We start from the raw sequence: 19,134 nt of genomic DNA, 5'->3' as shown, positions 1-19,134 counted from the left end.
GAAAGATGGAACAGGCCGCAGGTATCGCGCAGTAGCCGTGCAAGACCAGCCCGAGGGGGCCATCCTGCGACCTCTAAGCAGCAAGTGCCACCTGAAGGGGCCGGCGTATCAATTGCGCATAGTACGGACGTACTCTAACGGATTAGGGCCATTGCGCCAGGGGGGCTGCAAAAATCTCCGGCTCCAACCAATGGATCCCGTCGGGCAATTGCTGGCGATCTCCGGGAGCTAGGTAGCCCCAACTGACCAAAAAACAACGCACGGCCCCAAGCTCGGCCTGGGAGCGCACCAGCTCGAGGGTCGGCCGGCGGTCTTCGACAAACCAAATCGGCCGGTTTTGGCTGGCCAGCAACTGGGCCAACACCTCACTCTTACTGCCCTGTTCGTGGCCAAATAGGGCCCAGGGCTCAAGCCCGGCGGCCCGCAGGATTTGGCGGGCAAACTCACCGCCCTTGGTGGTGAGCACAGCCCAGGGCGAGCCTGCGCAAGCCAATTGCTGGAGCCGCTCCACCACGCCGGGATAAAAGCGATGCAGCGCCAGCCAGCCAGGCAAATCCTCGGCAATTGCCTCCGAGCGCACCCGCTCGAGGGACCGCTGGAGCTGGTCGGGGCTGAGGCCCCAGCGGAGCAAGGCCTGCTCCAGCTGAGCTGGATAGGAGGCCAGCAGGGCCGCCAACTCCAGATCGGGGCGGCCCAATTCCGCCGCCATCAGCACCATCTCCCACCCCTTGTGGATCTGGGGTCGCAGCTGGGCAAAACCTGGCGGTGCCTGCTCCGGCAGGGAAAGGTCCGGCACCAGGGCCAGGGCCGCCCTACGGGCCGACCACCAGTACTCAGCCATGCCATCCACCAGCACGCCGTCGAAATCAAAGACCAGCAGGGGAACCGATTGCTCAGTCATTGATTGCTCAGGCACTGATGAGTCAGGCACCGATGGAGGCTCCTGAAACACTTAAAAGGACCGTAAAAACTGGGTCGCTAGGATTCGAACCTAGGAATGTCGGGACCAAAACCCGATGCCTTACCGCTTGGCGACGACCCAAAGCCCCGGCAACTACCGGTGCCTAGATAGTTACCCATAGCGCCCGGTCGTTCGTCAACCGAGACCCGCCACGACGGACCCCAATGCCCGCCACTTCAGGCTGGAAATACCCGCAGTCGCTGGGCCTGGCCCCGGCCAAGCACGGCCGTACGCAGCTGGTAGTGGCCGGCAAATTCGGCCTGCAACTGGCGCACCCTGGCGCTGCGGGGCAATAGGTCCACCGGCTGGCCCTGGGGCAAAACCACCCCCTCAACCGCCAGGCGACATTCCTCCAGCCCCCCCAGGTCGTCGTCGAAATCGGGTCCTAGGGAATCGGCAAGGGCCTCGGAAGCCGGAATTGCCTGGTTGGCCAGCAGCCGCTCCAAGCCCCGTTGAATCTGGGGCAGGGCAGAACTTTTGATCACCAAAATCGGAATTCCCAACTCCTGGGCCTGGCGACGTACGTGGGGATCTCTACCCAGCTGCTGGCGCACGCTCAACACCACATCCGCCAGCTCCACGCTGCCTGCGGGCTCAACCGGCATTTGCCGTCCACGCACCACCTGCTCCAGCTCGCGCCTACTGATCCCAGCCCCGTAGACCCGCAACAGCGGCCGAACAGGCGGGATGAGCCGCAATGGGGAAACTGGGCGCAGGGTTGGGCCTGGCCGCAAGTTTGGGCCTGGCCTAAGCGCTAGGGGGGCCGGCAAAACAGGCTCCTGCACTTGCAGTTGGCCATCGGCGCCCAGCTCCCGCACCTGGGGCCTGGCCAGCTGCCCCCGCAACAGCAGGTCAACGGTGCCGGCCACGTCCTGGTGAACCAACCAGCGCTGGCGGCTGTGCATCTCCACCGCCAGGGGGAAGGTGGGGTCGGCCGCCCTCTCCAAGACTGTCTTCTGGCTACGGCGCCGGCGGGCTTCCTCATCGCCCAAGGTGACCGTCTGGATACCACCGATCAAATCCGCAAGGGTCGGATTTTTAATCAGGTTTGCCAGCTCGTTGCCATGGGCGGTGGCCACCAACATCACCCCCCGCTCCGCAATCGTGCGGGCTGCCTGGGCCTCCAACTCGGTGCCGATTTCATCGATAACGATGACCTCAGGCATGTGGTTTTCCACGGCCTCAATCATCACCTGGTGCTGCAGCTCAGGCCTGGCCACCTGCATGCGGCGGGCCCGACCAATGCCGGGGTGGGGGATGTCGCCATCGCCGGCAATTTCATTACTGGTGTCAATCACGACCACTCGGCGGCCAAAGTCGTCTGCCAAAACCCGGGCGATTTCCCTAAGGGCCGTGGTTTTGCCCACCCCGGGCCGCCCCATCAACAGCAGGGATTGGCCCGAATCGAGCAGATCACGCACCATCGCCACGGTGCCAAACACCGCTCGACCCACCCGGCAGGTGAGTCCCACGACGGTTCCGCTGCGGTTGCGAATGGCGCTGATGCGGTGCAGGGTGCGCTCAATGCCAGAGCGGTTATCTCCGCCAAAGCTGCCGAGTTGATCAACCACCAACGCCAGATCAGCCCGGCTCACCGCTTCCGTGCCTAGGTCCCTAACCCGATCTGGATAGCGGGCCTCCGGCACCCGACCCAAATCCATCACCACCTCAATCAGTTGATCGCGGGCCTGGGCAGACGCCAGGGCCCTCCTGATCGCTAGGGGCAACACCGTGAGCAGGCGATCGAGATCGTCCGTAATCCGCTGGTGGGTGATCGGTTGGGAGCTCAGCACCGCTGGCCTGGGAATGGCTGCCGTTCTAGCCAAGGCTGCACCAAAGACCGGGCCTCCCCCAGGGCCTGGGGCCACAGCTCGGCATCGGCGAGCAGGCCCTGGCCCCGCTCCTGGGCGGCCAGTAGCCAGGGTTGGAGCAGGCGGCGCGCCACCCCGCCAAAGGCCACTCCAGCCACAAAGGGGGCGAGTTTTGGCCTTAGCTGCAGCTGCACCAGGGTTTGGCCATTGGTACCGCCCGCCAATTGCAGGGGGCCCGGCGGGGCAAGGGGTAGGCGTGCGGCCAGCAACTTCACTGCGGCATGGGCCATGCCACCCCCCACATCACCGCTCATCGGCCGGCCATCCAACTGCCAAAGCGGCGCCAAGCCGAGATCGCGCAGCAGGCGATAACGCTGCCAAAGCTCCGCAGGCTGCACATCGATGGCCGCACTCACCGCCAGACGCCCCAAGCTGATGCCACTGGCAACCACCTGGCCAAGGCGCTCGGCAAAAGCATCTAGCCGGCCCGGCTGGGTATGGATCTCAACCGCATCGGGCCGGATCGACGCCAGCAGGGGGGGCACGGCAGCCGGTGCCAGCACCTGGGAGTGCTCCCCAATCAGGCCATGGGGGCAGGCCGGCAGGCAGCGGCCACAGCCATAGCAACGCTCGGCCAGCACGCCCATTGAGCCGGTAGCCGCCTGGCCAATCGCCAGGGCCGGACAAACCCTTTCACAGGGCCTGGGGCAGCCGGTTGGGCAGCGCCCGGGATCAAACCAGGCCTTGCGGAAGTGGGGATCAGCCCCATCACTGAGGCTCACCATCAGCCAGGGCCTGGTTGCACCGCGCGCCTGTGCCCAGGCGATTCCCCTTTCGATCGCCGCCGCCACGGCCAGATCAGCCGCGCCGTCGATGCAATGCACGCCTGCAAGGGCATAGATGCCGCAGAGATCCTCAATCGCGGCCAAATCCTGGTTGCTCGCCCCACAGATCAACTTGACCCAACGCCCCTGGGCCAGGGCCTGCTCAGCCACCAAATCCCTCAGACCAGAAGTTGCTCGAGGGGCTGCCAACGCAGGGAACGGGAGCCGCCCATTTCCACCACGAGCTTCAGGCGGGGCTCCCGGCGACACAGCGCCACCAGCGAACCCAACTCCGCCGTTGAGAGCACCTGGCCCTCCAAAAGCCAAAGCAGGATCGGCTGGCTGCCCTCCAGCAGGGCCCCCAACTGGGGCATCACCATCTGCACCTCTCCGACCGCTGCTCCCCGGCCCACGCTTTGATGACCGAGGTGGGGGGGGCGCACGCCATGGAGACCGAGGAGATAGGCCTCCGGGTCACCGAGGCCCCGGGCCGAGGCCATCTGGGCCCGGTAGCCGGCCGCCCGCAGGCGACGCATCAAGCGGGTTTCGGCACCCCCTTCAAGGGGGGCGTACAAAGCCAGGGCGCCGGACCGCTCAAGGTCCTGGCGAAAACCGCGTCCTGAAAGCAGGAGAGGCATGACAAGCAGTCGCGGAGCTGGGCGCCATTCTGACAGCCAACTTCTCCAGTGCAGGGCAGACCGTGGGGTATGTTGGCCAACTGTGCAACTAATTTGTGCCCGTCCGCTAGCCGGGCCTCCAAATCACTGCACAAGGTCACCAGTGGTGGTGACCTATCTAGGCCAGTACGGAAAAAGCCGTTTGCTGTGTAAACAGCATTTCTGCAAAACCGTCGGGAAACTGCCAGAACGCACCCAATCCACTGCGATTGGGCCCGGTTCAGACAAGTCCCAGCCCGCTGATCAGAGCCCTGATCTGTCTCGCTAGCCCCTTGGTTATCGCCCCAGTTGTTGCCCGAGGCTCCGCCTTGGCCAATTGAGGCGTCCCCTTCGAGCTCTAGTCCCACAGTTCAAACGGCCCGATTCAGCTTTCATCGGCCCCACCTTTGCCTCTTGGCATGGATGGTCGATGGTCCAGCTGGCGTTGTACCTCTTCCTATGTCTATCGGCATTCTTGGGAAGAAATTGGGCATGTCCCAATTCTTCGACGACGAGGGCAGATCCATCCCGGTCACATTGATCGAGGCCGGTCCCTGCCGCATCACCCAACTCAAATCCACCAGCACCGACGGCTACGCCGCCGTGCAACTTGGTTTTGGCGACGTTCGCGAAAAGCTCGTGAACAAGCCCGCCAAGGGGCACCTGGCCAAGTCAGGCTCTGAAGTGCTGCGTCACCTGAAGGAATATCGGGTCGACAACGTGGATGGCCTAGAGCTGGGTGCCTCCATCACCGTGTCTGCCTTTGAGGCTGGCCAGAAGGTCGACGTGAGTGGCGACACCATGGGTCGCGGCTTCGCCGGTCTCCAAAAGCGCCACGGCTTCAGCCGCGGCCCCATGACCCACGGTTCCAAAAACCACCGCGAACCCGGATCGATCGGCGCAGGCACCACCCCTGGCCGCGTCTATCCAGGCAAGCGCATGGCTGGTCGCTACGGCGGCAAGCAAATCACCACCCGGGGCCTCGTGATCCTGAAAGTGGACACCGTGCACAACCTGCTGGTGGTTAAAGGTTCAGTGCCCGGCAAGCCCGGCGCCCTGCTGAACATCCGCCCGGCGAACCGGGTGGGCGCCAAAGCTGGGAACTGAGGAAAACACCTATGGCTAACTGTGTAATCCGCGACTGGCAGGGCAAAGAAGCCGGCAAGGCTGCCCTCGACCTCAAGGTCGCCAAAGAAACGTCTGCCCACGACCTGGTGCACCGCGCCGTCGTGCGTCAGCTGGCCCACGCCCGCCAGGGCACGGCCAGCACCCTGACCCGTGCCGAAGTGGCCGGTGGTGGCCGCAAGCCCTACAAACAGAAGGGCACCGGTCGGGCTCGCCAGGGCTCGATCCGCACCCCGCTCCGCCCAGGTGGTGGCGTGGTGTTCGGGCCCAAACCCCGCAGCTACAACCTGGCGATGAACCGCAAGGAACGTCGTTCGGCCCTGCGCACCGCCCTGATGAGCCGCATCGGCGACATCACCGTGGTCAAGGGCTTTGGAGCTGGGATTGAAACCCCCAAAACCAAGGAAATCACCGCCGCCCTCCAGCGTTTAGGCATTGATGCCGGCGCCAAGGTGCTGGTGGTGCTCGATGGCGCCTCCGATGCGATTCGTCGCTCGGTCCGCAACCTCGAAAAGGTCAAGTTGATCGCCGCCGATCAACTCAACGTGTTCGACCTTCTCAACGCCAACAAGTTGGTGCTGAGCGAAGAAGCACTCACGAAGATCCAGGAGGTCTACGGAGATGACTGAACGTTTTGCAGGTCGGCTCGCGGATGTGATCCGCCGGCCGCTGATCACCGAGAAGGCCACCCGCGCCCTCGAGCTCAACCAGTACACCTTTGAGGTGGATCACCGGGCTGCCAAGCCCGACATCAAGGCCGCCGTTGAACAGCTGTTCGACGTCCGCGTGGTGGGTGTGAGCACCATGAACCCCCCGCGCCGTTCGCGCCGCGTGGGCCGCTTCGCCGGCAAACGCGCCCAGGTGAAGAAAGCAGTGGTGCGCCTGGCCGAGGGCAACGCCATCCAGCTATTCCCTGAGTCCTGAGGCGTCTGAAAAACCATGGCAATCCGTAACTACCGCCCCATCACCCCCGGCACACGCACCCGCGTCGCCAGTGACTTCTCTGAGGTCACCGGCCGTGGTCGCGAGCGGGGCCTGGTGGTGGCCAAACACCGCAGCAAGGGCCGCAACAACCGCGGCGTGATCACCTGCCGCCACCGCGGCGGTGGCCACAAGCGCCTGTATCGCATCGTCGACTTCCGTCGCGACAAAGTCGGCGTGGTGGCCAAGGTGGCCGCCATCCACTACGACCCCCATCGCAACGCCCGCCTGGCCCTGCTCTTCTACACCGATGGTGAGAAGCGCTACATCCTGGCTCCGGCAGGCATTGAGATCGGTCAACAGTTGGTGTCGGGCCCCGATTCCCCGATCGAAACCGGCAACGCCCTGCCCCTTTCGGCCATCCCCCTCGGCTCGAGCGTTCACAACGTGGAGCTCTATGCCGGCAGGGGTGGCCAAATGGTTCGCACCGCTGGTGCCAGCGCCCAGGTGATGGCAAAAGAGGGCGATTACGTCGCCCTCAAGCTGCCCTCCACCGAGGTGCGTCTGGTCCGCCGTGAGTGCTACGCCACCATCGGCGAAGTGGGCAACGCCGAGGTGCGCAACACCAGCCTCGGCAAAGCTGGCCGCAAGCGCTGGCTGGGTCGCCGTCCGGAAGTCCGCGGCAGCGTCATGAACCCTTGCGATCACCCCCACGGTGGTGGCGAAGGTCGCGCTCCGATCGGCCGGTCCGGCCCTGTGACACCCTGGGGCAAGCCGGCCCTAGGCCTCAAAACCCGTAAGCGGAACAAACCCAGCAATCGGTTTGTGCTCCGGAAACGTCGCCGCACCTCCAAGCGGAGCCGTGGCGGACGCGATTCCTGATGAACCACACCGCTTTGCTTTCTGCTTAAACCGCCATGGGACGTTCACTCAAAAAAGGTCCGTTTGTTGCCGACAGCCTGCTCCGCAAGCTGGAGAGACAAAACGCCGCCGACGACAAGTCCGTGATCAAAACCTGGTCACGTGCTTCCACCATCCTGCCGATGATGATTGGCCACACGATTGCCGTGCACAACGGCAAATCCCATGTGCCGGTCTACGTGACAGAACAAATGGTGGGCCACAAGCTCGGGGAATTCGCCCCCACCCGCACCTTCCGGGGCCACATCAAGGACAAGAAAGGAGGTCGCTGACGCTATGGCAAACACATCAACCAACCAAGCCCTCGCCCACGGCCGCTTCATCCGCGGTTCCGTGTCCAAAGTGCGCAGGGTTCTCGACCAGATCCGCGGCCGCACCTATCGCGAGGCGCTGATCATGCTCGAGTTCATGCCTTACCGCTCCACCGGCCCCATCACCAAGGTGTTGCGGTCGGCCGTGGCTAACGCAGAACACAACATGGGCCTTGACCCATCAACCCTGGTCATCAGCCAGGCGATCGCCGACATGGGTCCGTCCCTGAAGCGTTTTCGCCCCCGCGCCCAGGGTCGCGCCTACGCGATCAAGAAACAGACCTGCCACATCAGCATTGCTGTGGCTCCTTCCGCCTGACCCCCGAGGACACCGACTGATGGGACACAAGATCCATCCAACCGGCCTGCGCCTGGGGATCACCCAGGAACACCGCTCGCGTTGGTACGCCCCCAGCAAGACCTATCCGACCCTCCTCCAGGAGGACGACCGGATTCGTAAGTTCGTACACAAGAAGTACGGCGCCGCAGGCATCAGCGATGTGCTGATTGCCCGCAAGGCCGACCAATTGGAAGTCGAACTCAAAACCGCTCGCCCCGGCGTGCTCGTTGGCCGTCAGGGCAGCGGCATTGAGGAGCTGCGCACCGGCATCCAAAAAACCCTCGGTGATGCGACCCGCCAGGTGCGCATCAACGTGGTGGAAGTGGAGCGGGTAGATGCCGACGCCTTCCTGCTGGCCGAATACATCGCCCAGCAACTGGAAAAGCGCGTGGCATTCCGTCGCGTGATGCGGATGACCGTGCAGCGGGCCCAACGGGCCGGCGTGCTCGGCCTAAAGATCCAGGTGAGCGGCCGCCTTAACGGCGCCGAAATCGCCCGGACCGAATGGACCCGCGAAGGTCGTGTGCCCCTGCACACCCTCCGCGCCGACATCGACTACGCCACCAAGCTGGCCAGCACCACCTATGGGGTGTTGGGCATCAAGGTGTGGGTGTTCAAAGGCGAGGTTCTTCCTGGCCAAAAAGAGCAGCTGCCCGTGGGTGCAGCTCCCCGTCGGCGGACCAGCCGGCAGCCCCAACAGTTCGAAGACCGCTCCAATAAGGAGTGATCAGGAAGCCGAATCATGCTGAGTCCTAGACGCGTCAAATTCCGTAAGCAACAGCGGGGCCGCATGCGCGGTGTCGCTACTCGCGGAAACACCATTGCCTTCGGGGAATTTGCCCTGCAGGCCCAAGAGTGCGGGTGGATCACCTCCCGCCAAATCGAAGCGAGCCGGCGGGCCATGACCCGCTACGTCAAGCGGGGGGGGCAAATCTGGATACGGATTTTCCCCGACAAGCCCGTCACGATGCGCCCCGCCGAAACCCGCATGGGTTCCGGCAAGGGCAACCCAGAGTTCTGGGTGGCCGTGATCAAGCCAGGTCGCATCCTGTTCGAGATAGGGGGTCCCGACATCACCCCCGAAATCGCCAAGGAAGCCATGCGCCTGGCCCAATACAAGCTGCCTTTAAAGACCAAGTTCCTCACCCTGGCTGACCAGGAAGCGGAAGCTCTGGCCACCTCTGGCAAACCCGCCGCAGTGGAGTCCTGACCATGGCCCGACCCAACATCACCGAGGTTCGCAAGCTCTCGGGCGAAGAGATCAACGAACAGATCAATGCCACCCGGCGTGAACTGTTCACTCTGCGCTTCGAGCAAGCCACCCGCAGGCTCGAAAAGCCCCACCGTTTCAAGGAAGCTCGCATCAAGCTGGCCCATCTGATGACGGTTCAGCAGGAGCAGAAACGCTCCGCCGCCACTGCTGACTCCCCCTCCTGATTCCCCCCCTAATTCCCATGGCAACCAAGGAAAGGGTCGGCACCGTCGTCAGCGACAAGATGGACAAAACGGTGGTGGTGGCGGTCGAAAACCGCTTCCCCCACCCCATCTATCAAAAGACGGTCAGCCGGACCACCCGTTACAAAGCCCACGACGAGGCAAACAACTGCCGCGTCGGCGACCGGGTTCGCATCACTGAGACCCGACCGCTCAGCCGCACTAAGCGCTGGACTGTGGCCGAGGTTCTCAACAGCACCAACGCCGGTTGAGAAGAGCACCCCAATGATTCAACAAGAGACATACCTGAACGTCGCTGACAACAGTGGCGCCAAGCGCATCCAGTGCATCCGGGTGCTCGGTACCAACCGGCGCTACGCCCACGTGGGCGACGTAATCGTGGCTGCCGTCAAGGACGCAATGCCCAACATGGGCGTCAAGAAATCGGATGTGGTCAAAGCCGTGGTGGTCCGCACCAAGGCGACCCTGCGCCGGGAAACCGGCAACTCGATTCGCTTCGACGACAACGCTGCCGTGATCCTTGGTGGCGACAACAACCCCAAGGGCACCAGGGTTTTCGGCCCTGTGGCCCGGGAACTGCGCGAACGCAATTTCACCAAGATTGTGTCGCTCGCCCCGGAGGTGATCTGAAATGGCCACCGCAACCCCCAAGGCCAAGCCCCAGGTGCGCATCAAGATGCGCATCAAAAAAGGTGACACCGTCCAGGTGATTGCCGGCAAAGACAAGGGCAAAACCGGTGAAGTGATCCGCACTCTGCCGATCGAAAACCGGGTGGTTGTGCAGGGAATCAACCTGCGCACCCGCCACGTCAAGCCCACCCAGGAAGGCGAAACCGGCCGCATCGTGACCGAGGAAGCATCCGTGCATGCCTCCAACGTGATGCTCTATTCCACGACCAAAAACGTGGCCTGCCGCGTTGAGATCACGGTCGACAAGGACGGCACCAAAAAGCGCCGCCTTAAAAAGACTGGAGAAATCCTGGATTGAGTTGCCAGGCCCTCTGGGCCCAACTCCCACCCCACTCCTTTCCCGCCCCATCCACTCCTTCTGACCCAGACCAGAAGCGCTTTCCCCTCCCCGTCATGTCACTCAAAAAGAACTATCGGGAGAAGATCCAGCCCAAGTTGCTGAAAGATCTCAATCTCTCCAATATTCACGAAGTCCCCAAGGTGGTGAAAATCACCGTCAACAGGGGCCTCGGTGAAGCCGCCCAAAATGCCAAGGCCCTTGAGGCCTCGATCGTGGAGCTGGCCAACATCACCGGTCAAAAGGTGATGGTGACCCGCGCCAAGAAGGCTATTGCCGCCTTCAAGATCCGCCAGGGCATGCCAATTGGCGTGGCTGTGACACTGCGCGGTGAGCGGATGTATGCGTTCCTGGAGCGCCTGATTCACCTGGCTCTGCCCCGCATCCGCGATTTTCGCGGTGTGAGCCCCAAGAGCTTTGATGGCCGCGGAAATTACACCCTGGGGATCCGCGAACAGATCATTTTTCCCGAGATCGCCTTCGACAAGATCGATGCGATCCGGGGGATGGACGTCACCATCGTGACCAGCGCCCGTAGCGACGAAGAGGGCCGGGCCCTCCTCCGCGAGATGGGAATGCCGTTCCGCAGCAATTAGCCCTCTTCGGACCCGACCTATGGCCAATCACGACCCCATTTCTGACATGCTCACCCGCATTCGCAATGCGAGTGAGAAGCGTCACGAGACCACAAAGATTCCAGCTTCACGGCAGGTGCGCAACGTTGCCAACGTGCTGCAGCAGGAGGGCTTCATTGCCGCCATCACCGAAGAGGGTGAAGGCGTCCTGAGGCACCTGGTGCTAGAGCTGAAATACAGCGGCAAACACCGCCAGCCCACCATCCGCTCAGTGCAAAGGGTTAGCAAGCCTGGCCTGCGCGTTTACAAGAACAATCGTCAGCTGCCCAAGGTTTTGGGCGGCCTCGGTGTGGCCATCATCTCCACCTCTAAAGGAGTGATGAGCGACCGCGACGCCCGCAAGCAGGGCGTCGGTGGCGAAGTGCTCTGCTACGTCTACTGATCCTGGGAATTTGATCCATGTCTCGTATTGGTAAAGCACCGATTCCCCTCCCCGAAAAGGTGAGTGTCAGCCTCAATGGCCTGGCAGTCACCGTGAAGGGCCCCAAGGGTGAACTTTCTCGCACCCTCCCCGATGGGGTGCAAATCTCCCAGGACGGCAACACTCTGGTGGTGAGCCCCAGCACGGAAACCCGGCGCTCCCGCGAGCGCCATGGCCTGTGCCGGACCCTCGTCGCCAACATGGTGGAAGGCGTCAGCCAGGGCTACACCAAAAAGCTCGAAATCGTTGGCGTGGGCTACCGCGCCGCCGTGCAGGGCAAAAAACTCGTGGTGAGCGCCGGCTACAGCCACCAGGTGGAAATGCTGCCCCCCGATGGAGTCACCTTCACCGTGGAAGGCAACACCACCGTTTTTGTCTCTGGTGCCAACAAGGAACTTGTGGGCAATGAGGCCGCCAAGGTCCGCGCCATTCGTCCGCCGGAGCCCTACAAGGGCAAGGGCATCAAATACGAGGGTGAGCGCATCCTGCGCAAGGCCGGTAAGACCGGTAAGAAATGAGGTCTGCCTGAGAGCCGTTACCCTGTATCCCTATGTCTTCCATTTCCCGCAAACAGCAGACCCAGAAGCGTCACCGCCGCCTGCGTCGCCTTCTCTCCGGCACTGCCCAACGTCCGCGTTTGGCCGTGTTCCGCTCCAACAATCACATCTACGCCCAGGTCATCGACGACGCCGCCCAGAACACCCTCTGTGCAGCGTCGACCCTCGACAAAGATCTGCGCACCAGTCTTGAAACCAGTGCCACCTGCGATGCCTCCGTGGCCGTTGGTGCCTTGGTCGCCAAGCGTGCCCTGGCTAAGGGCATCCAGCAGGTGGTCTTCGATCGCGGCGGCAACCTGTACCACGGCCGGGTGAAAGCCCTGGCTGACGCCGCCCGGGAAGCGGGCCTTCAGTTCTGATCCCTGCTCTCACCATGACCGAATCCAACGACCAGATCCAAACCAACGCCATTCCGGGAGCGGCGGATGTTCCTGCAGCGGCCGATGGCCAGCAGGAGCGCCGCGGTGGCCGCGGTGAAGGCCGTGGCGGCGGCGGCGACCGCCGTGGCGGCGGCGGCGGCCGGGGCCGCGACAACCGCAGGGGCCAGGAGCGTGACTCCGAATGGCAGGAGCGCGTGGTGCAAATCCGCCGTGTCTCCAAAACCGTCAAGGGCGGCAAGAAGATGAGCTTCAGGGCCATCATTGTTGTCGGCAACGAACGGGGCCAGGTCGGCGTTGGCGTCGGCAAGGCCGGTGATGTGATCGGCGCCGTCCGCAAGGGCGTGGCCGATGGCAAGAAGCACCTGGTGAAGGTGCCCCTCACCCGCCACAGCTCCATCCCCACCCTCAGCAATGGCCGCGATGGCGCCGCCAGTGTCTTGATTCGGCCGGCCGCCCCAGGTACCGGTGTTATCGCGGGTGGTTCGATCCGCACGGTGCTGGAACTCGCCGGCATCAAAAACGTGCTCGCCAAGCGCCTGGGTTCAAAAACCCCCCTCAACAACGCCCGCGCTGCCATCGAAGCCCTGGCTGGCCTCCGCACCCACAAGGAGACCGCCAAGGAGCGGGGCATCTCCCTCGAGCAGATTTACTCCTGAGGTTCCCCATGTCTTTCACTCTTCAAACCCTTAAGTCCAATCCCGGTGCAAGGCGCCGCAAACTGCGCAAGGGCCGTGGCATCGCCGCCGGCCAAGGTGCTAGCTGCGGTTTCGGCATGCGTGGTCAAAAGTCCCGCTCGGGTAGCCCCACCCGGCCTGGCTTCGAAGGTGGCCAAATGCCCCTTTACCGTCGCATCCCCAAGCTCAAGCACTTCGAACTGGTGAACCGCAAGGAATTCACCGTGATCAACGTGGCCAAGCTTGCCGAGATCAAGGCCGGCAGCACGGTGAGCCTCGATTCCCTCGTCAAAGATGGAATTGTCACTAGCCCCAAGCATCCTCTCAAGATCCTCGGGAATGGTGATTTGGCCGTCAAGCTCACCGTCCAGGCGACTGCCTTTACGGCCAGCGCCCGCACCAAAATCGAAGCAGCCGGCGGCAGCTGCGAACTGGTCTGATCACCTCCTTTCTCTGGTCGCTCAATAGCCTGTGGGGTTGGTCGGTCTAAGGTCTGAGCCGTCTGCTTGAGCCCCTGGCCAGCAGGGGGCTTTTGTTTGGCTAGTCACCGCCCCGGGCCCACCCCAGGCATGCTGCCAGCTGGTTCCCATCCCTCTCCCGCCCAGATTCACCATGCTGCTTAGCCGGGGCCGAAACCCCAGTGCCGGGGAAATCCTCAGCCAGTTGATCCAATCGAAGGGCCTGCGCGACCGGGTGCTCACCACCCTGGCCCTGCTGCTTGTGGTGCGGCTGGGGATCTACATCCCCATGCCGGGCATTGATCGGGTGGCCTTTGCCGACTTCCTTTCAAAAGGCGGGCAGCTGATCGGCTTCCTCGACATCTTCACCGGCGGCGGACTCTCCACCCTGGGGGTATTTGCCCTGGGGATCCTGCCCTTCATTAACGCCTCGATCATCATCCAGCTGCTCACGGCAGCCCTTCCCCAGCTCGAGGATCTTCAAAAAAACGAAGGTGAAGCTGGTCGACGCAAAATCGCCCAAATCACCCGCTATGTGGCACTGGGTTGGGGGATCCTGCAAAGCACGGTCTTTGCCCTGATCCTGAGGCAATACGCCACGGAGGGCCTCTCGGAGCCGGTGTTTGTGATCCAAACGGCCCTGGCGCTGGTCACAGGCTCGATGGTGGTGATGTGGATATCTGAGGTGATCACTGAAAGGGGAATTGGCCAAGGCGCATCCCTGGTGATCTTCGTAAACATCGTGGCCACCCTGCCCAAGGCCCTGGGCTCCACCGTTGAATTGGCCCAAAGCGGCGACCGCAGCACCGTGGGGGGAATTGTGGTGCTGGTGGTTGTTTTCCTGCTCACCATCGTGGGCATCATCTTTGTACAAGAGGGCAACCGCCGCATCCCCATCGTCAGCGCCAAACGCCAGGTGGGCGGAGCCAATCTGCTGGCCGCACGCCAGAGCTACCTGCCGCTCAAGCTCAATGCCGGAGGCGTGATGCCGATCATTTTTGCCTCGGCAGTTGTGTTCCTGCCCCTAACCATCGCCAACCTGACCCGCAACCCATTGCTGATCCAGGTGGCGGGATACCTCAATCCCAACAGCAATACGCCCTGGGTTTACGCCCTGGTGTTCTTCGGCCTGATCTGCGGCTTTGGCTTTTTCTATGCCTCGCTCACGGTCAATCCGGTCGACATCGCCACCAACCTAAAGCGGGGCGGCGTAGCGATCCCAGGCATCCGGCCAGGCTCGGCAACCGCCACCTACTTGAGCGGAGTGCAAAACCGTCTCACCCTTCTAGGCGGCGTGTTCCTCGGGGCGGTGGCGATCATCCCCTCCGCTGTTGAAGGCGCCACCCAGGTGCGGACCTTTCAAGGCCTGGGGGCCACCTCCCTGCTGATCCTGGTGGGCGTCGCCATCGACACGGCCAAGCAGGTCCAGACCTACGTGATCTCCCAGCGCTACGAAGGGATGGTGCGCCAATAGGCCCGGGGGCGGCCAGGGCAAATTCCTGCCAAACCCGCCAGCTGTTTTCCGTTTATTTGCATTGCAAGCCATGAAACAACGCCTTCTTTTCCTCGGTCCCCCCGGGGCCGGCAAGGGCACCCAGGCCCAACAACTGGCCGTGGCCAAGGACCTGGTGCACCTCTCCACCGGCGACCTGCTGCGGGCGGAGGTCCAGGCCGGCAGTGCCTTGGGGCAAGAGGCCGAGGCCGTCATGGCCAGGGGCGAGCTCGTTAGCGATGCCCTGGTGCTGGCGATCGTGCGGGGCCGGCTAGAGAGCCATCAGGGCGGCTGGCTGCTCGATGGCTTTCCCCGCAACCTGGCCCAGGCCGAAGCCCTGGGCCAGCTCCTTGATGACCTGGGCCAACAGATCGAATTGGTTGTGCTGATGGAGCTCGACGACGACCTCCTGATCCAACGCCTGCTGAGCCGGGGCCGCACCGATGACAACGAAGCAGTGATTCGCCACCGCCTCGAGGTCTACCGCGAACAGACCGCACCGCTGATCAGCCACTACCGCAGCAGGGGCCTGCTGGAGGCGGTCGAGGCCGCTGGCAGCGTCGAAACGATTGCCGATCGCATCACAGAGCTGCTGGGCTGAGGCCAGTTGACCTGTGTGATAGGTTGCTCGTTTGCAATTTCGGAGAGCACTACTCCCATGAAGGTGCGTGCCTCAGTGAAAAAAATGTGTGAGAAGTGCCGGGTGATTCGTCGCCACGGCAGGGTAATGGTCATCTGCACCAACCCCAAGCACAAGCAGCGCCAGGGCTGACCAGCCCCATGGCCGCCCTCCGGGGCAGCTGCTCCAGCCCGTTTACGCCAATTTGGCCCGGGCTGAGCTCCATTTGTTCCAACTGAATCGTTTTCCCACGTGGCTCGGATTGCCGGCGTTGATATCCCTCGCGACAAGCGAGTCGAGATCGCTCTCACCTATGTGTATGGCATTGGCTTGACCCGTGCCCACAAGATCCTGGCCAAAACCGGGGTCAACCCTGACACCCGGGTGAAGGATCTCAGCGACGCCGACGTGCAAAAGCTGCGCGGCGCTGCTGAGGGCTTCACCCTCGAAGGGGACCTGCGGCGCCAGGAGGGCATGGCCCTCAAGCGTTTGCAGGACATCGGCTGCGTCCGCGGCCGTCGCCACCGCATGGGCCTGCCCGTGCGCGGTCAACGCACCCGGACCAATGCCCGTACCCGCCGTGGTGCGCGCAAAACCGTGGCCGGCAAGAAGAAATAGGCCCCAGCGGCCCCTTCTTCACCCCAGTCCGACTCCCTGTCTTAAGGCTCCATTCCCCAAGCAGCCCTGCCGCCAACCTCCCCGTAAGCCTGATTTTTCAGGCCTGCCCAAGGGTCACCGGCGTCACCAGGGCGCTCCCCAGACGTTTCCTGATCACCTCCTGCTCCTGCAGGCCTACCAACCATGGCAAAGCCAGCCAAAAAATCGGGCCCCAAAAAGGCCAAACGCAATGTGCCCAACGGCGTTGCGCACATCCAAAGCACCTTCAACAACACGATCGTGTCGATTACCGACACGGCCGGTGAGGTGATTTCCTGGAGCTCCGCCGGAGCCAGTGGCTTCAAGGGCGCCCGCAAAGGCACCCCCTTTGCCGCCCAAACCGCTGCTGAAGCAGCTGGTCGCCGGGCCATGGAACAGGGGATGCGCCAAATTGAAGTGCTGGTGAGGGGCCCCGGTTCCGGTCGGGAAACCGCGATTCGTGCCCTTCAAGTTGCGGGTCTGGAAATCACCCTGATCCGCGATGTCACCCCCCTGCCCCACAACGGCTGCCGTCGCTCCAAGCGTCGTCGCGTCTGATTTGTCGTTGACCTAGCCCCTCGGGCGCAACTTTCCAACCTTTAGACCCTTCAGACCGTGTTGCATTACCAAATTGACCGGATTGAGCACCAGATCTCTGAAGATCGCTCCCAAATGGGCGTCTTCCTGATCGGCCCCCTCGATCGCGGCCAAGCCACCACCCTGGGGAACGCCCTGCGCCGGGTCCTGATTGGCAGCCTCGAGGGCAGTGCCATCACCGCCGTCCGCATCTCCGGCGTTAACCACGAGTACGCCACGGTCCCCGGGGTGCGCGAAGACGTGCTCGACATCCTGCTCAACTGCAAACAGATCTCGGTCAACAGCCGCAACCGGGAGCTCGAGATCGGCCGCCTGACGGTCAACGGTCCCGCCACCGTGACCGCCTCAGATCTGCAGTTTTCTTCCCAGGTGCAGGTAATCGACGGCAACCGCCTGATTGCCACCGTGGCCGAGGGCCACAACCTGGAGTTGGAAGTGCATGTGGAGCGCGGCGTTGGCTACAGGCCTGTCAATCGCCACAGCGAAGACACCAGCGCCATCGACCTGCTCCAAATTGATGCGGTCTTCAAACCCGTCAAACGGGTCAACTACACGGTGGATGAAACCGCCGTGGGTGAGGGTGGTTCGGCCCGGGAGCGCCTGCGCCTGGAAATTGAAACCAACGGCAGCGTCACCCCCGACGACGCCATGGCCCAAGCAGCCAACCAGCTGATCGCCCTATTCCAGCCCCTGGCGAGCCTTTCGCTGGTGGAGGAGCCAGGCCTGGAGCCCGAGCCCTCGGCCGAGGCCCAAATCCCCCTCGAGGAGCTCAACCTCTCGGTGCGGGCTTACAACTGCCTGAAGCGGGCCCAGGTCAACTCCGTTTCCGACCTGATGGGCTTCAGCTACGAAGACCTGCTCGAGATCAAAAACTTCGGCTCCAAGTCGGCCGATGAAGTTATCGAAGCGCTAGAGCGCATCGGTATCATCCTCCCCCAAAGCCGCACCAGCGCCTGATCGGCGGCCCCGCCCCCTACCTAACCAGACCCATGAGACACCAATGCCGAGTCCCCATGTTGGGACGCCCCGCCGACCAACGCAAAGCGATGCTGCGGGGTCTTACCACCCAGCTAATCCGCGAGGGCCGGGTAACCACCACCAAGGCACGGGCCAAGGCCCTGCGCGATGAAGCCGAGCGGATGATCAGCCTGGCCAAGGACGGCAGCCTGCCTGCCCGCAGGCGGGCGATTGGCTACATCTATGACAAACAGCTGGTTCACGCCCTGTTTGACAAGGCCCAGGACCGCTACGGCGATCGCAATGGCGGCTACACCCGCATCATTCGCACCGTGCCCCGCCGGGGTGACAACGCCGAAATGGCAATCATCGAGCTGGTTTGAACCGGAACCGATCTAATCCAGGCCGCGGCGAGCCCAGGTTCACCGCGGTTTTTTAATGGCTTCACTTACCCCCAATTTCTGCGAAAACCCCCAGGGCCAGCTCCAAAGGATTGCCCTCTGCCTTCAATACGACGGCTCTTCCTACTGCGGCTGGCAAAAGCAGCGCAACGCCCCCAGCGTTCAAGAACGGCTGGAGAAGGCGATTGCCGAGCTGGATCCCCACAGGCCGGTCCGTAGCGTGGCGGCGGGACGCACCGACACAGGTGTGCATGCGGCAGGCCAAGTGGTGCACTTTGATGCGGCCGGGCCCATACCTCCAGAACGGTGGGCCAAGGCCCTCAATGGCCGCCTACCGGCCACGATCCGGGTGCGCTCCGCAACGGTGGTGAAAAACGATTGGCACGCCTGCTTCGCTGCCAACTACCGGCGCTATCGCTACACCATTTACAACGGCCGCACCCCCAACCTATTTCTGGCGCCCTGGTCGTGGCACCGCTACCGGCGGCGACTGGATGAAAGGGCCATGGCCGAGGTTCTGAATGAAATGCTCGGGGAGCACGATTTCTCCGCCTTTCAGCGGGCCGGCAGCCGCCGTGCCAACGCCCGCACAACCCTGCAAGAGGTGCTAATCGAGCGCCAGGGCGATCTGGTAACTACGGAACTGCAGGCCAGCGGCTTTCTCTACGGCATGGTCAGGCTGGTGATGGGCCAATTGGTGGCCATCGGCGAGGGCAGCCTGGGGACGGCGGCCTTCAGGGAACGCTGGCGCAATCTGCGCCGCAGTGAAATCAGGGATTCCGCTCCCCCGCAAGGGCTTTGCCTGCTACGGGTGGGCTATCCCCAGGAGATATTCCAAAAAGCTGCCTGGTATGATTCACAACCGCGGTATTCGTTGGAATGCCCCGATTCACCTCCGTCGTGCTAGCCCCGTATCCCTTCCAAGGGCGACGACAGGCCAAGCGGTAAGGTCATT

Annotated in this window: 30 protein-coding genes and 1 tRNA gene; 26 read left to right on the top strand and 5 right to left on the bottom strand. The window is 63.0% G+C overall.

The annotated features are described in order from the left end of the window. Positions 1-142: 142 nt before the first annotated feature. The 5 genes from KBY58_RS02515 to KBY58_RS02495 form a co-directional block, all read right to left on the bottom strand. Positions 143-901: an HAD family hydrolase gene (locus tag KBY58_RS02515; protein WP_255002686.1), complete on the bottom strand. Its 759-nt coding sequence runs from the start codon at positions 899-901 to the stop codon at positions 143-145. Positions 902-970: 69 nt separating this feature from the next. Then, a tRNA-Gln gene (locus KBY58_RS02510) sits at positions 971-1,042 on the bottom strand. A gap of 95 nt (positions 1,043-1,137) precedes the next feature. After that, complete coding sequence (locus tag KBY58_RS02505; protein ID WP_255002707.1) at positions 1,138-2,736, bottom strand: AAA family ATPase; 1,599 nt, start codon at positions 2,734-2,736, stop codon at positions 1,138-1,140. Positions 2,737-2,747: 11 nt separating this feature from the next. Next, positions 2,748-3,770 carry an LdpA C-terminal domain-containing domain gene (locus tag KBY58_RS02500; RefSeq protein WP_254934873.1) on the bottom strand — a complete coding sequence of 341 codons (1,023 nt, stop codon included), beginning with the start codon at positions 3,768-3,770 and terminating at the stop codon, positions 2,748-2,750. 5 nt (positions 3,771-3,775) lie between these two features. Beyond that, the gene (locus tag KBY58_RS02495; protein ID WP_254934801.1) at positions 3,776-4,234 is read right to left on the bottom strand and encodes an NAD(P)H-quinone oxidoreductase subunit N; all 459 of its coding nucleotides are present in this window, start codon (positions 4,232-4,234) and stop codon (positions 3,776-3,778) included. Positions 4,235-4,711: 477 nt separating this feature from the next. Between KBY58_RS02495 and rplC the strand changes: the two genes are divergently transcribed. The 26 genes from rplC (at position 4,712) to truA (ending at position 19,086) form a co-directional block, all read left to right on the top strand. Then, positions 4,712-5,359 carry a 50S ribosomal protein L3 gene (gene rplC, locus KBY58_RS02490; RefSeq protein WP_254934802.1) on the top strand — a complete coding sequence of 216 codons (648 nt, stop codon included), beginning with the start codon at positions 4,712-4,714 and terminating at the stop codon, positions 5,357-5,359. Positions 5,360-5,370: 11 nt separating this feature from the next. Continuing rightward, positions 5,371-6,006: a 50S ribosomal protein L4 gene (gene rplD / locus KBY58_RS02485; protein WP_254934803.1), complete on the top strand. Its 636-nt coding sequence runs from the start codon at positions 5,371-5,373 to the stop codon at positions 6,004-6,006. Beyond that, a complete protein-coding gene (locus KBY58_RS02480; protein WP_254934804.1) occupies positions 5,999-6,301 on the top strand; it encodes a 50S ribosomal protein L23 in 303 nt (100 codons plus the stop codon). Before rplD ends, KBY58_RS02480 begins: the two co-directional genes overlap by 8 nt. Positions 6,302-6,316: 15 nt before the next feature. Further along, positions 6,317-7,180 carry a 50S ribosomal protein L2 gene (rplB, locus tag KBY58_RS02475; RefSeq protein ID WP_254934805.1) on the top strand — a complete coding sequence of 288 codons (864 nt, stop codon included), beginning with the start codon at positions 6,317-6,319 and terminating at the stop codon, positions 7,178-7,180. Between the two features lie 35 nt (positions 7,181-7,215). Beyond that, positions 7,216-7,491 (top strand): 30S ribosomal protein S19, encoded by a 276-nt coding sequence (gene rpsS, locus KBY58_RS02470; RefSeq protein ID WP_254934806.1) that lies wholly within the window; start codon positions 7,216-7,218, stop codon positions 7,489-7,491. A 4-nt stretch (positions 7,492-7,495) separates the two neighbouring features. Then, positions 7,496-7,849, top strand: a complete 354-nt coding sequence (gene rplV, locus KBY58_RS02465) for a 50S ribosomal protein L22 (protein ID WP_254934807.1) — start codon at positions 7,496-7,498, stop codon at positions 7,847-7,849. 19 nt (positions 7,850-7,868) lie between these two features. After that, positions 7,869-8,597 (top strand): 30S ribosomal protein S3, encoded by a 729-nt coding sequence (rpsC, locus tag KBY58_RS02460; RefSeq protein ID WP_254934808.1) that lies wholly within the window; start codon positions 7,869-7,871, stop codon positions 8,595-8,597. 15 nt (positions 8,598-8,612) lie between these two features. Next, positions 8,613-9,080 (top strand): 50S ribosomal protein L16, encoded by a 468-nt coding sequence (gene rplP / locus KBY58_RS02455; RefSeq protein ID WP_254934809.1) that lies wholly within the window; start codon positions 8,613-8,615, stop codon positions 9,078-9,080. Between the two features lie 2 nt (positions 9,081-9,082). Next, positions 9,083-9,307, top strand: coding sequence for a 50S ribosomal protein L29 (gene rpmC, locus KBY58_RS02450; RefSeq protein WP_254934810.1), 225 nt, complete (start codon positions 9,083-9,085; stop codon positions 9,305-9,307). 17 nt (positions 9,308-9,324) lie between these two features. Beyond that, positions 9,325-9,576, top strand: coding sequence for a 30S ribosomal protein S17 (rpsQ, locus tag KBY58_RS02445; protein WP_254934811.1), 252 nt, complete (start codon positions 9,325-9,327; stop codon positions 9,574-9,576). Between the two features lie 13 nt (positions 9,577-9,589). After that, entirely contained in the window at positions 9,590-9,955 is a 366-nt protein-coding gene (gene rplN / locus KBY58_RS02440) for a 50S ribosomal protein L14 (RefSeq protein WP_254934812.1), read from the top strand. 1 nt (position 9,956) lies between these two features. Next, positions 9,957-10,313: a 50S ribosomal protein L24 gene (rplX, locus tag KBY58_RS02435; protein WP_255002685.1), complete on the top strand. Its 357-nt coding sequence runs from the start codon at positions 9,957-9,959 to the stop codon at positions 10,311-10,313. Between the two features lie 95 nt (positions 10,314-10,408). Continuing rightward, positions 10,409-10,948: a 50S ribosomal protein L5 gene (rplE, locus tag KBY58_RS02430; protein ID WP_254934814.1), complete on the top strand. Its 540-nt coding sequence runs from the start codon at positions 10,409-10,411 to the stop codon at positions 10,946-10,948. Positions 10,949-10,967: 19 nt separating this feature from the next. Then, entirely contained in the window at positions 10,968-11,369 is a 402-nt protein-coding gene (gene rpsH / locus KBY58_RS02425; protein ID WP_254934815.1) for a 30S ribosomal protein S8, read from the top strand. A 17-nt stretch (positions 11,370-11,386) separates the two neighbouring features. Next, positions 11,387-11,926: a 50S ribosomal protein L6 gene (gene rplF, locus KBY58_RS02420; RefSeq protein ID WP_254934816.1), complete on the top strand. Its 540-nt coding sequence runs from the start codon at positions 11,387-11,389 to the stop codon at positions 11,924-11,926. A gap of 32 nt (positions 11,927-11,958) precedes the next feature. Next, entirely contained in the window at positions 11,959-12,324 is a 366-nt protein-coding gene (rplR, locus tag KBY58_RS02415) for a 50S ribosomal protein L18 (protein ID WP_255002684.1), read from the top strand. 14 nt (positions 12,325-12,338) lie between these two features. Continuing rightward, on the top strand, positions 12,339-13,001 hold the full coding sequence (gene rpsE, locus KBY58_RS02410) for a 30S ribosomal protein S5 (protein WP_255002683.1): 663 nt from the start codon (positions 12,339-12,341) through the stop codon (positions 12,999-13,001). Positions 13,002-13,009: 8 nt separating this feature from the next. Beyond that, positions 13,010-13,459: a 50S ribosomal protein L15 gene (gene rplO / locus KBY58_RS02405; protein WP_255002681.1), complete on the top strand. Its 450-nt coding sequence runs from the start codon at positions 13,010-13,012 to the stop codon at positions 13,457-13,459. Positions 13,460-13,631: 172 nt separating this feature from the next. Beyond that, positions 13,632-14,951, top strand: a complete 1,320-nt coding sequence (gene secY, locus KBY58_RS02400; RefSeq protein ID WP_255002680.1) for a preprotein translocase subunit SecY — start codon at positions 13,632-13,634, stop codon at positions 14,949-14,951. A gap of 70 nt (positions 14,952-15,021) precedes the next feature. Next, positions 15,022-15,570 (top strand): adenylate kinase, encoded by a 549-nt coding sequence (locus KBY58_RS02395; protein WP_255002679.1) that lies wholly within the window; start codon positions 15,022-15,024, stop codon positions 15,568-15,570. A 57-nt stretch (positions 15,571-15,627) separates the two neighbouring features. Continuing rightward, a complete protein-coding gene (gene rpmJ, locus KBY58_RS02390; RefSeq protein WP_007100636.1) occupies positions 15,628-15,741 on the top strand; it encodes a 50S ribosomal protein L36 in 114 nt (37 codons plus the stop codon). A 99-nt stretch (positions 15,742-15,840) separates the two neighbouring features. After that, on the top strand, positions 15,841-16,206 hold the full coding sequence (rpsM, locus tag KBY58_RS02385; RefSeq protein ID WP_255002678.1) for a 30S ribosomal protein S13: 366 nt from the start codon (positions 15,841-15,843) through the stop codon (positions 16,204-16,206). Positions 16,207-16,389: 183 nt separating this feature from the next. Next, positions 16,390-16,782 (top strand): 30S ribosomal protein S11, encoded by a 393-nt coding sequence (rpsK, locus tag KBY58_RS02380; RefSeq protein ID WP_254934823.1) that lies wholly within the window; start codon positions 16,390-16,392, stop codon positions 16,780-16,782. 57 nt (positions 16,783-16,839) lie between these two features. Further along, the gene (locus KBY58_RS02375) at positions 16,840-17,778 is read left to right on the top strand and encodes a DNA-directed RNA polymerase subunit alpha (RefSeq protein WP_254934824.1); all 939 of its coding nucleotides are present in this window, start codon (positions 16,840-16,842) and stop codon (positions 17,776-17,778) included. A gap of 32 nt (positions 17,779-17,810) precedes the next feature. Beyond that, a complete protein-coding gene (gene rplQ, locus KBY58_RS02370) occupies positions 17,811-18,161 on the top strand; it encodes a 50S ribosomal protein L17 (protein WP_254934825.1) in 351 nt (116 codons plus the stop codon). Between the two features lie 55 nt (positions 18,162-18,216). Further along, entirely contained in the window at positions 18,217-19,086 is an 870-nt protein-coding gene (truA, locus tag KBY58_RS02365; RefSeq protein WP_255002677.1) for a tRNA pseudouridine(38-40) synthase TruA, read from the top strand. The last annotated feature ends 48 nt before the right edge of the window (positions 19,087-19,134 follow it).

Source organism: Cyanobium sp. HWJ4-Hawea, from assembly GCF_024345815.1.
Classification (GTDB): domain Bacteria; phylum Cyanobacteriota; class Cyanobacteriia; order PCC-6307; family Cyanobiaceae; genus Cyanobium_A.
This window is presented reverse-complemented; position numbering and strand designations above follow the sequence as displayed.

Excerpts from the sequence above, each read along its gene's own strand:
- rplN (WP_254934812.1), top strand. The coding sequence starts at position 9,590 with ATGATTCAACAAGAGACATACCTGAACGTCGCTGACAACAGTGGCGCC.
- rpmC (WP_254934810.1), top strand. The coding sequence starts at position 9,083 with ATGGCCCGACCCAACATCACCGAGGTTCGCAAGCTCTCGGGCGAAGAG.
- truA (WP_255002677.1), top strand. The coding sequence starts at position 18,217 with ATGGCTTCACTTACCCCCAATTTCTGCGAAAACCCCCAGGGCCAGCTC.
- secY (WP_255002680.1), top strand. The coding sequence starts at position 13,632 with ATGCTGCTTAGCCGGGGCCGAAACCCCAGTGCCGGGGAAATCCTCAGC.
- rplF (WP_254934816.1), top strand. The coding sequence starts at position 11,387 with ATGTCTCGTATTGGTAAAGCACCGATTCCCCTCCCCGAAAAGGTGAGT.
- rpsS (WP_254934806.1), top strand. The coding sequence starts at position 7,216 with ATGGGACGTTCACTCAAAAAAGGTCCGTTTGTTGCCGACAGCCTGCTC.
- rpsQ (WP_254934811.1), top strand. The coding sequence starts at position 9,325 with ATGGCAACCAAGGAAAGGGTCGGCACCGTCGTCAGCGACAAGATGGAC.
- rplQ (WP_254934825.1), top strand. The coding sequence starts at position 17,811 with ATGAGACACCAATGCCGAGTCCCCATGTTGGGACGCCCCGCCGACCAA.
- rplO (WP_255002681.1), top strand. The coding sequence starts at position 13,010 with ATGTCTTTCACTCTTCAAACCCTTAAGTCCAATCCCGGTGCAAGGCGC.
- KBY58_RS02395 (WP_255002679.1), top strand. The coding sequence starts at position 15,022 with ATGAAACAACGCCTTCTTTTCCTCGGTCCCCCCGGGGCCGGCAAGGGC.
- rplD (WP_254934803.1), top strand. The coding sequence starts at position 5,371 with ATGGCTAACTGTGTAATCCGCGACTGGCAGGGCAAAGAAGCCGGCAAG.
- rplC (WP_254934802.1), top strand. The coding sequence starts at position 4,712 with ATGTCTATCGGCATTCTTGGGAAGAAATTGGGCATGTCCCAATTCTTC.
- rplR (WP_255002684.1), top strand. The coding sequence starts at position 11,959 with ATGTCTTCCATTTCCCGCAAACAGCAGACCCAGAAGCGTCACCGCCGC.
- rpsK (WP_254934823.1), top strand. The coding sequence starts at position 16,390 with ATGGCAAAGCCAGCCAAAAAATCGGGCCCCAAAAAGGCCAAACGCAAT.
- rplB (WP_254934805.1), top strand. The coding sequence starts at position 6,317 with ATGGCAATCCGTAACTACCGCCCCATCACCCCCGGCACACGCACCCGC.
- KBY58_RS02515 (WP_255002686.1), bottom strand. The coding sequence starts at position 901 with ATGACTGAGCAATCGGTTCCCCTGCTGGTCTTTGATTTCGACGGCGTG.
- rpsH (WP_254934815.1), top strand. The coding sequence starts at position 10,968 with ATGGCCAATCACGACCCCATTTCTGACATGCTCACCCGCATTCGCAAT.
- rplV (WP_254934807.1), top strand. The coding sequence starts at position 7,496 with ATGGCAAACACATCAACCAACCAAGCCCTCGCCCACGGCCGCTTCATC.
- rplP (WP_254934809.1), top strand. The coding sequence starts at position 8,613 with ATGCTGAGTCCTAGACGCGTCAAATTCCGTAAGCAACAGCGGGGCCGC.
- rpmJ (WP_007100636.1), top strand. The coding sequence starts at position 15,628 with ATGAAGGTGCGTGCCTCAGTGAAAAAAATGTGTGAGAAGTGCCGGGTG.
- rplX (WP_255002685.1), top strand. The coding sequence starts at position 9,957 with ATGGCCACCGCAACCCCCAAGGCCAAGCCCCAGGTGCGCATCAAGATG.
- KBY58_RS02495 (WP_254934801.1), bottom strand. The coding sequence starts at position 4,234 with ATGCCTCTCCTGCTTTCAGGACGCGGTTTTCGCCAGGACCTTGAGCGG.
- rplE (WP_254934814.1), top strand. The coding sequence starts at position 10,409 with ATGTCACTCAAAAAGAACTATCGGGAGAAGATCCAGCCCAAGTTGCTG.
- rpsE (WP_255002683.1), top strand. The coding sequence starts at position 12,339 with ATGACCGAATCCAACGACCAGATCCAAACCAACGCCATTCCGGGAGCG.
- KBY58_RS02480 (WP_254934804.1), top strand. The coding sequence starts at position 5,999 with ATGACTGAACGTTTTGCAGGTCGGCTCGCGGATGTGATCCGCCGGCCG.
- rpsC (WP_254934808.1), top strand. The coding sequence starts at position 7,869 with ATGGGACACAAGATCCATCCAACCGGCCTGCGCCTGGGGATCACCCAG.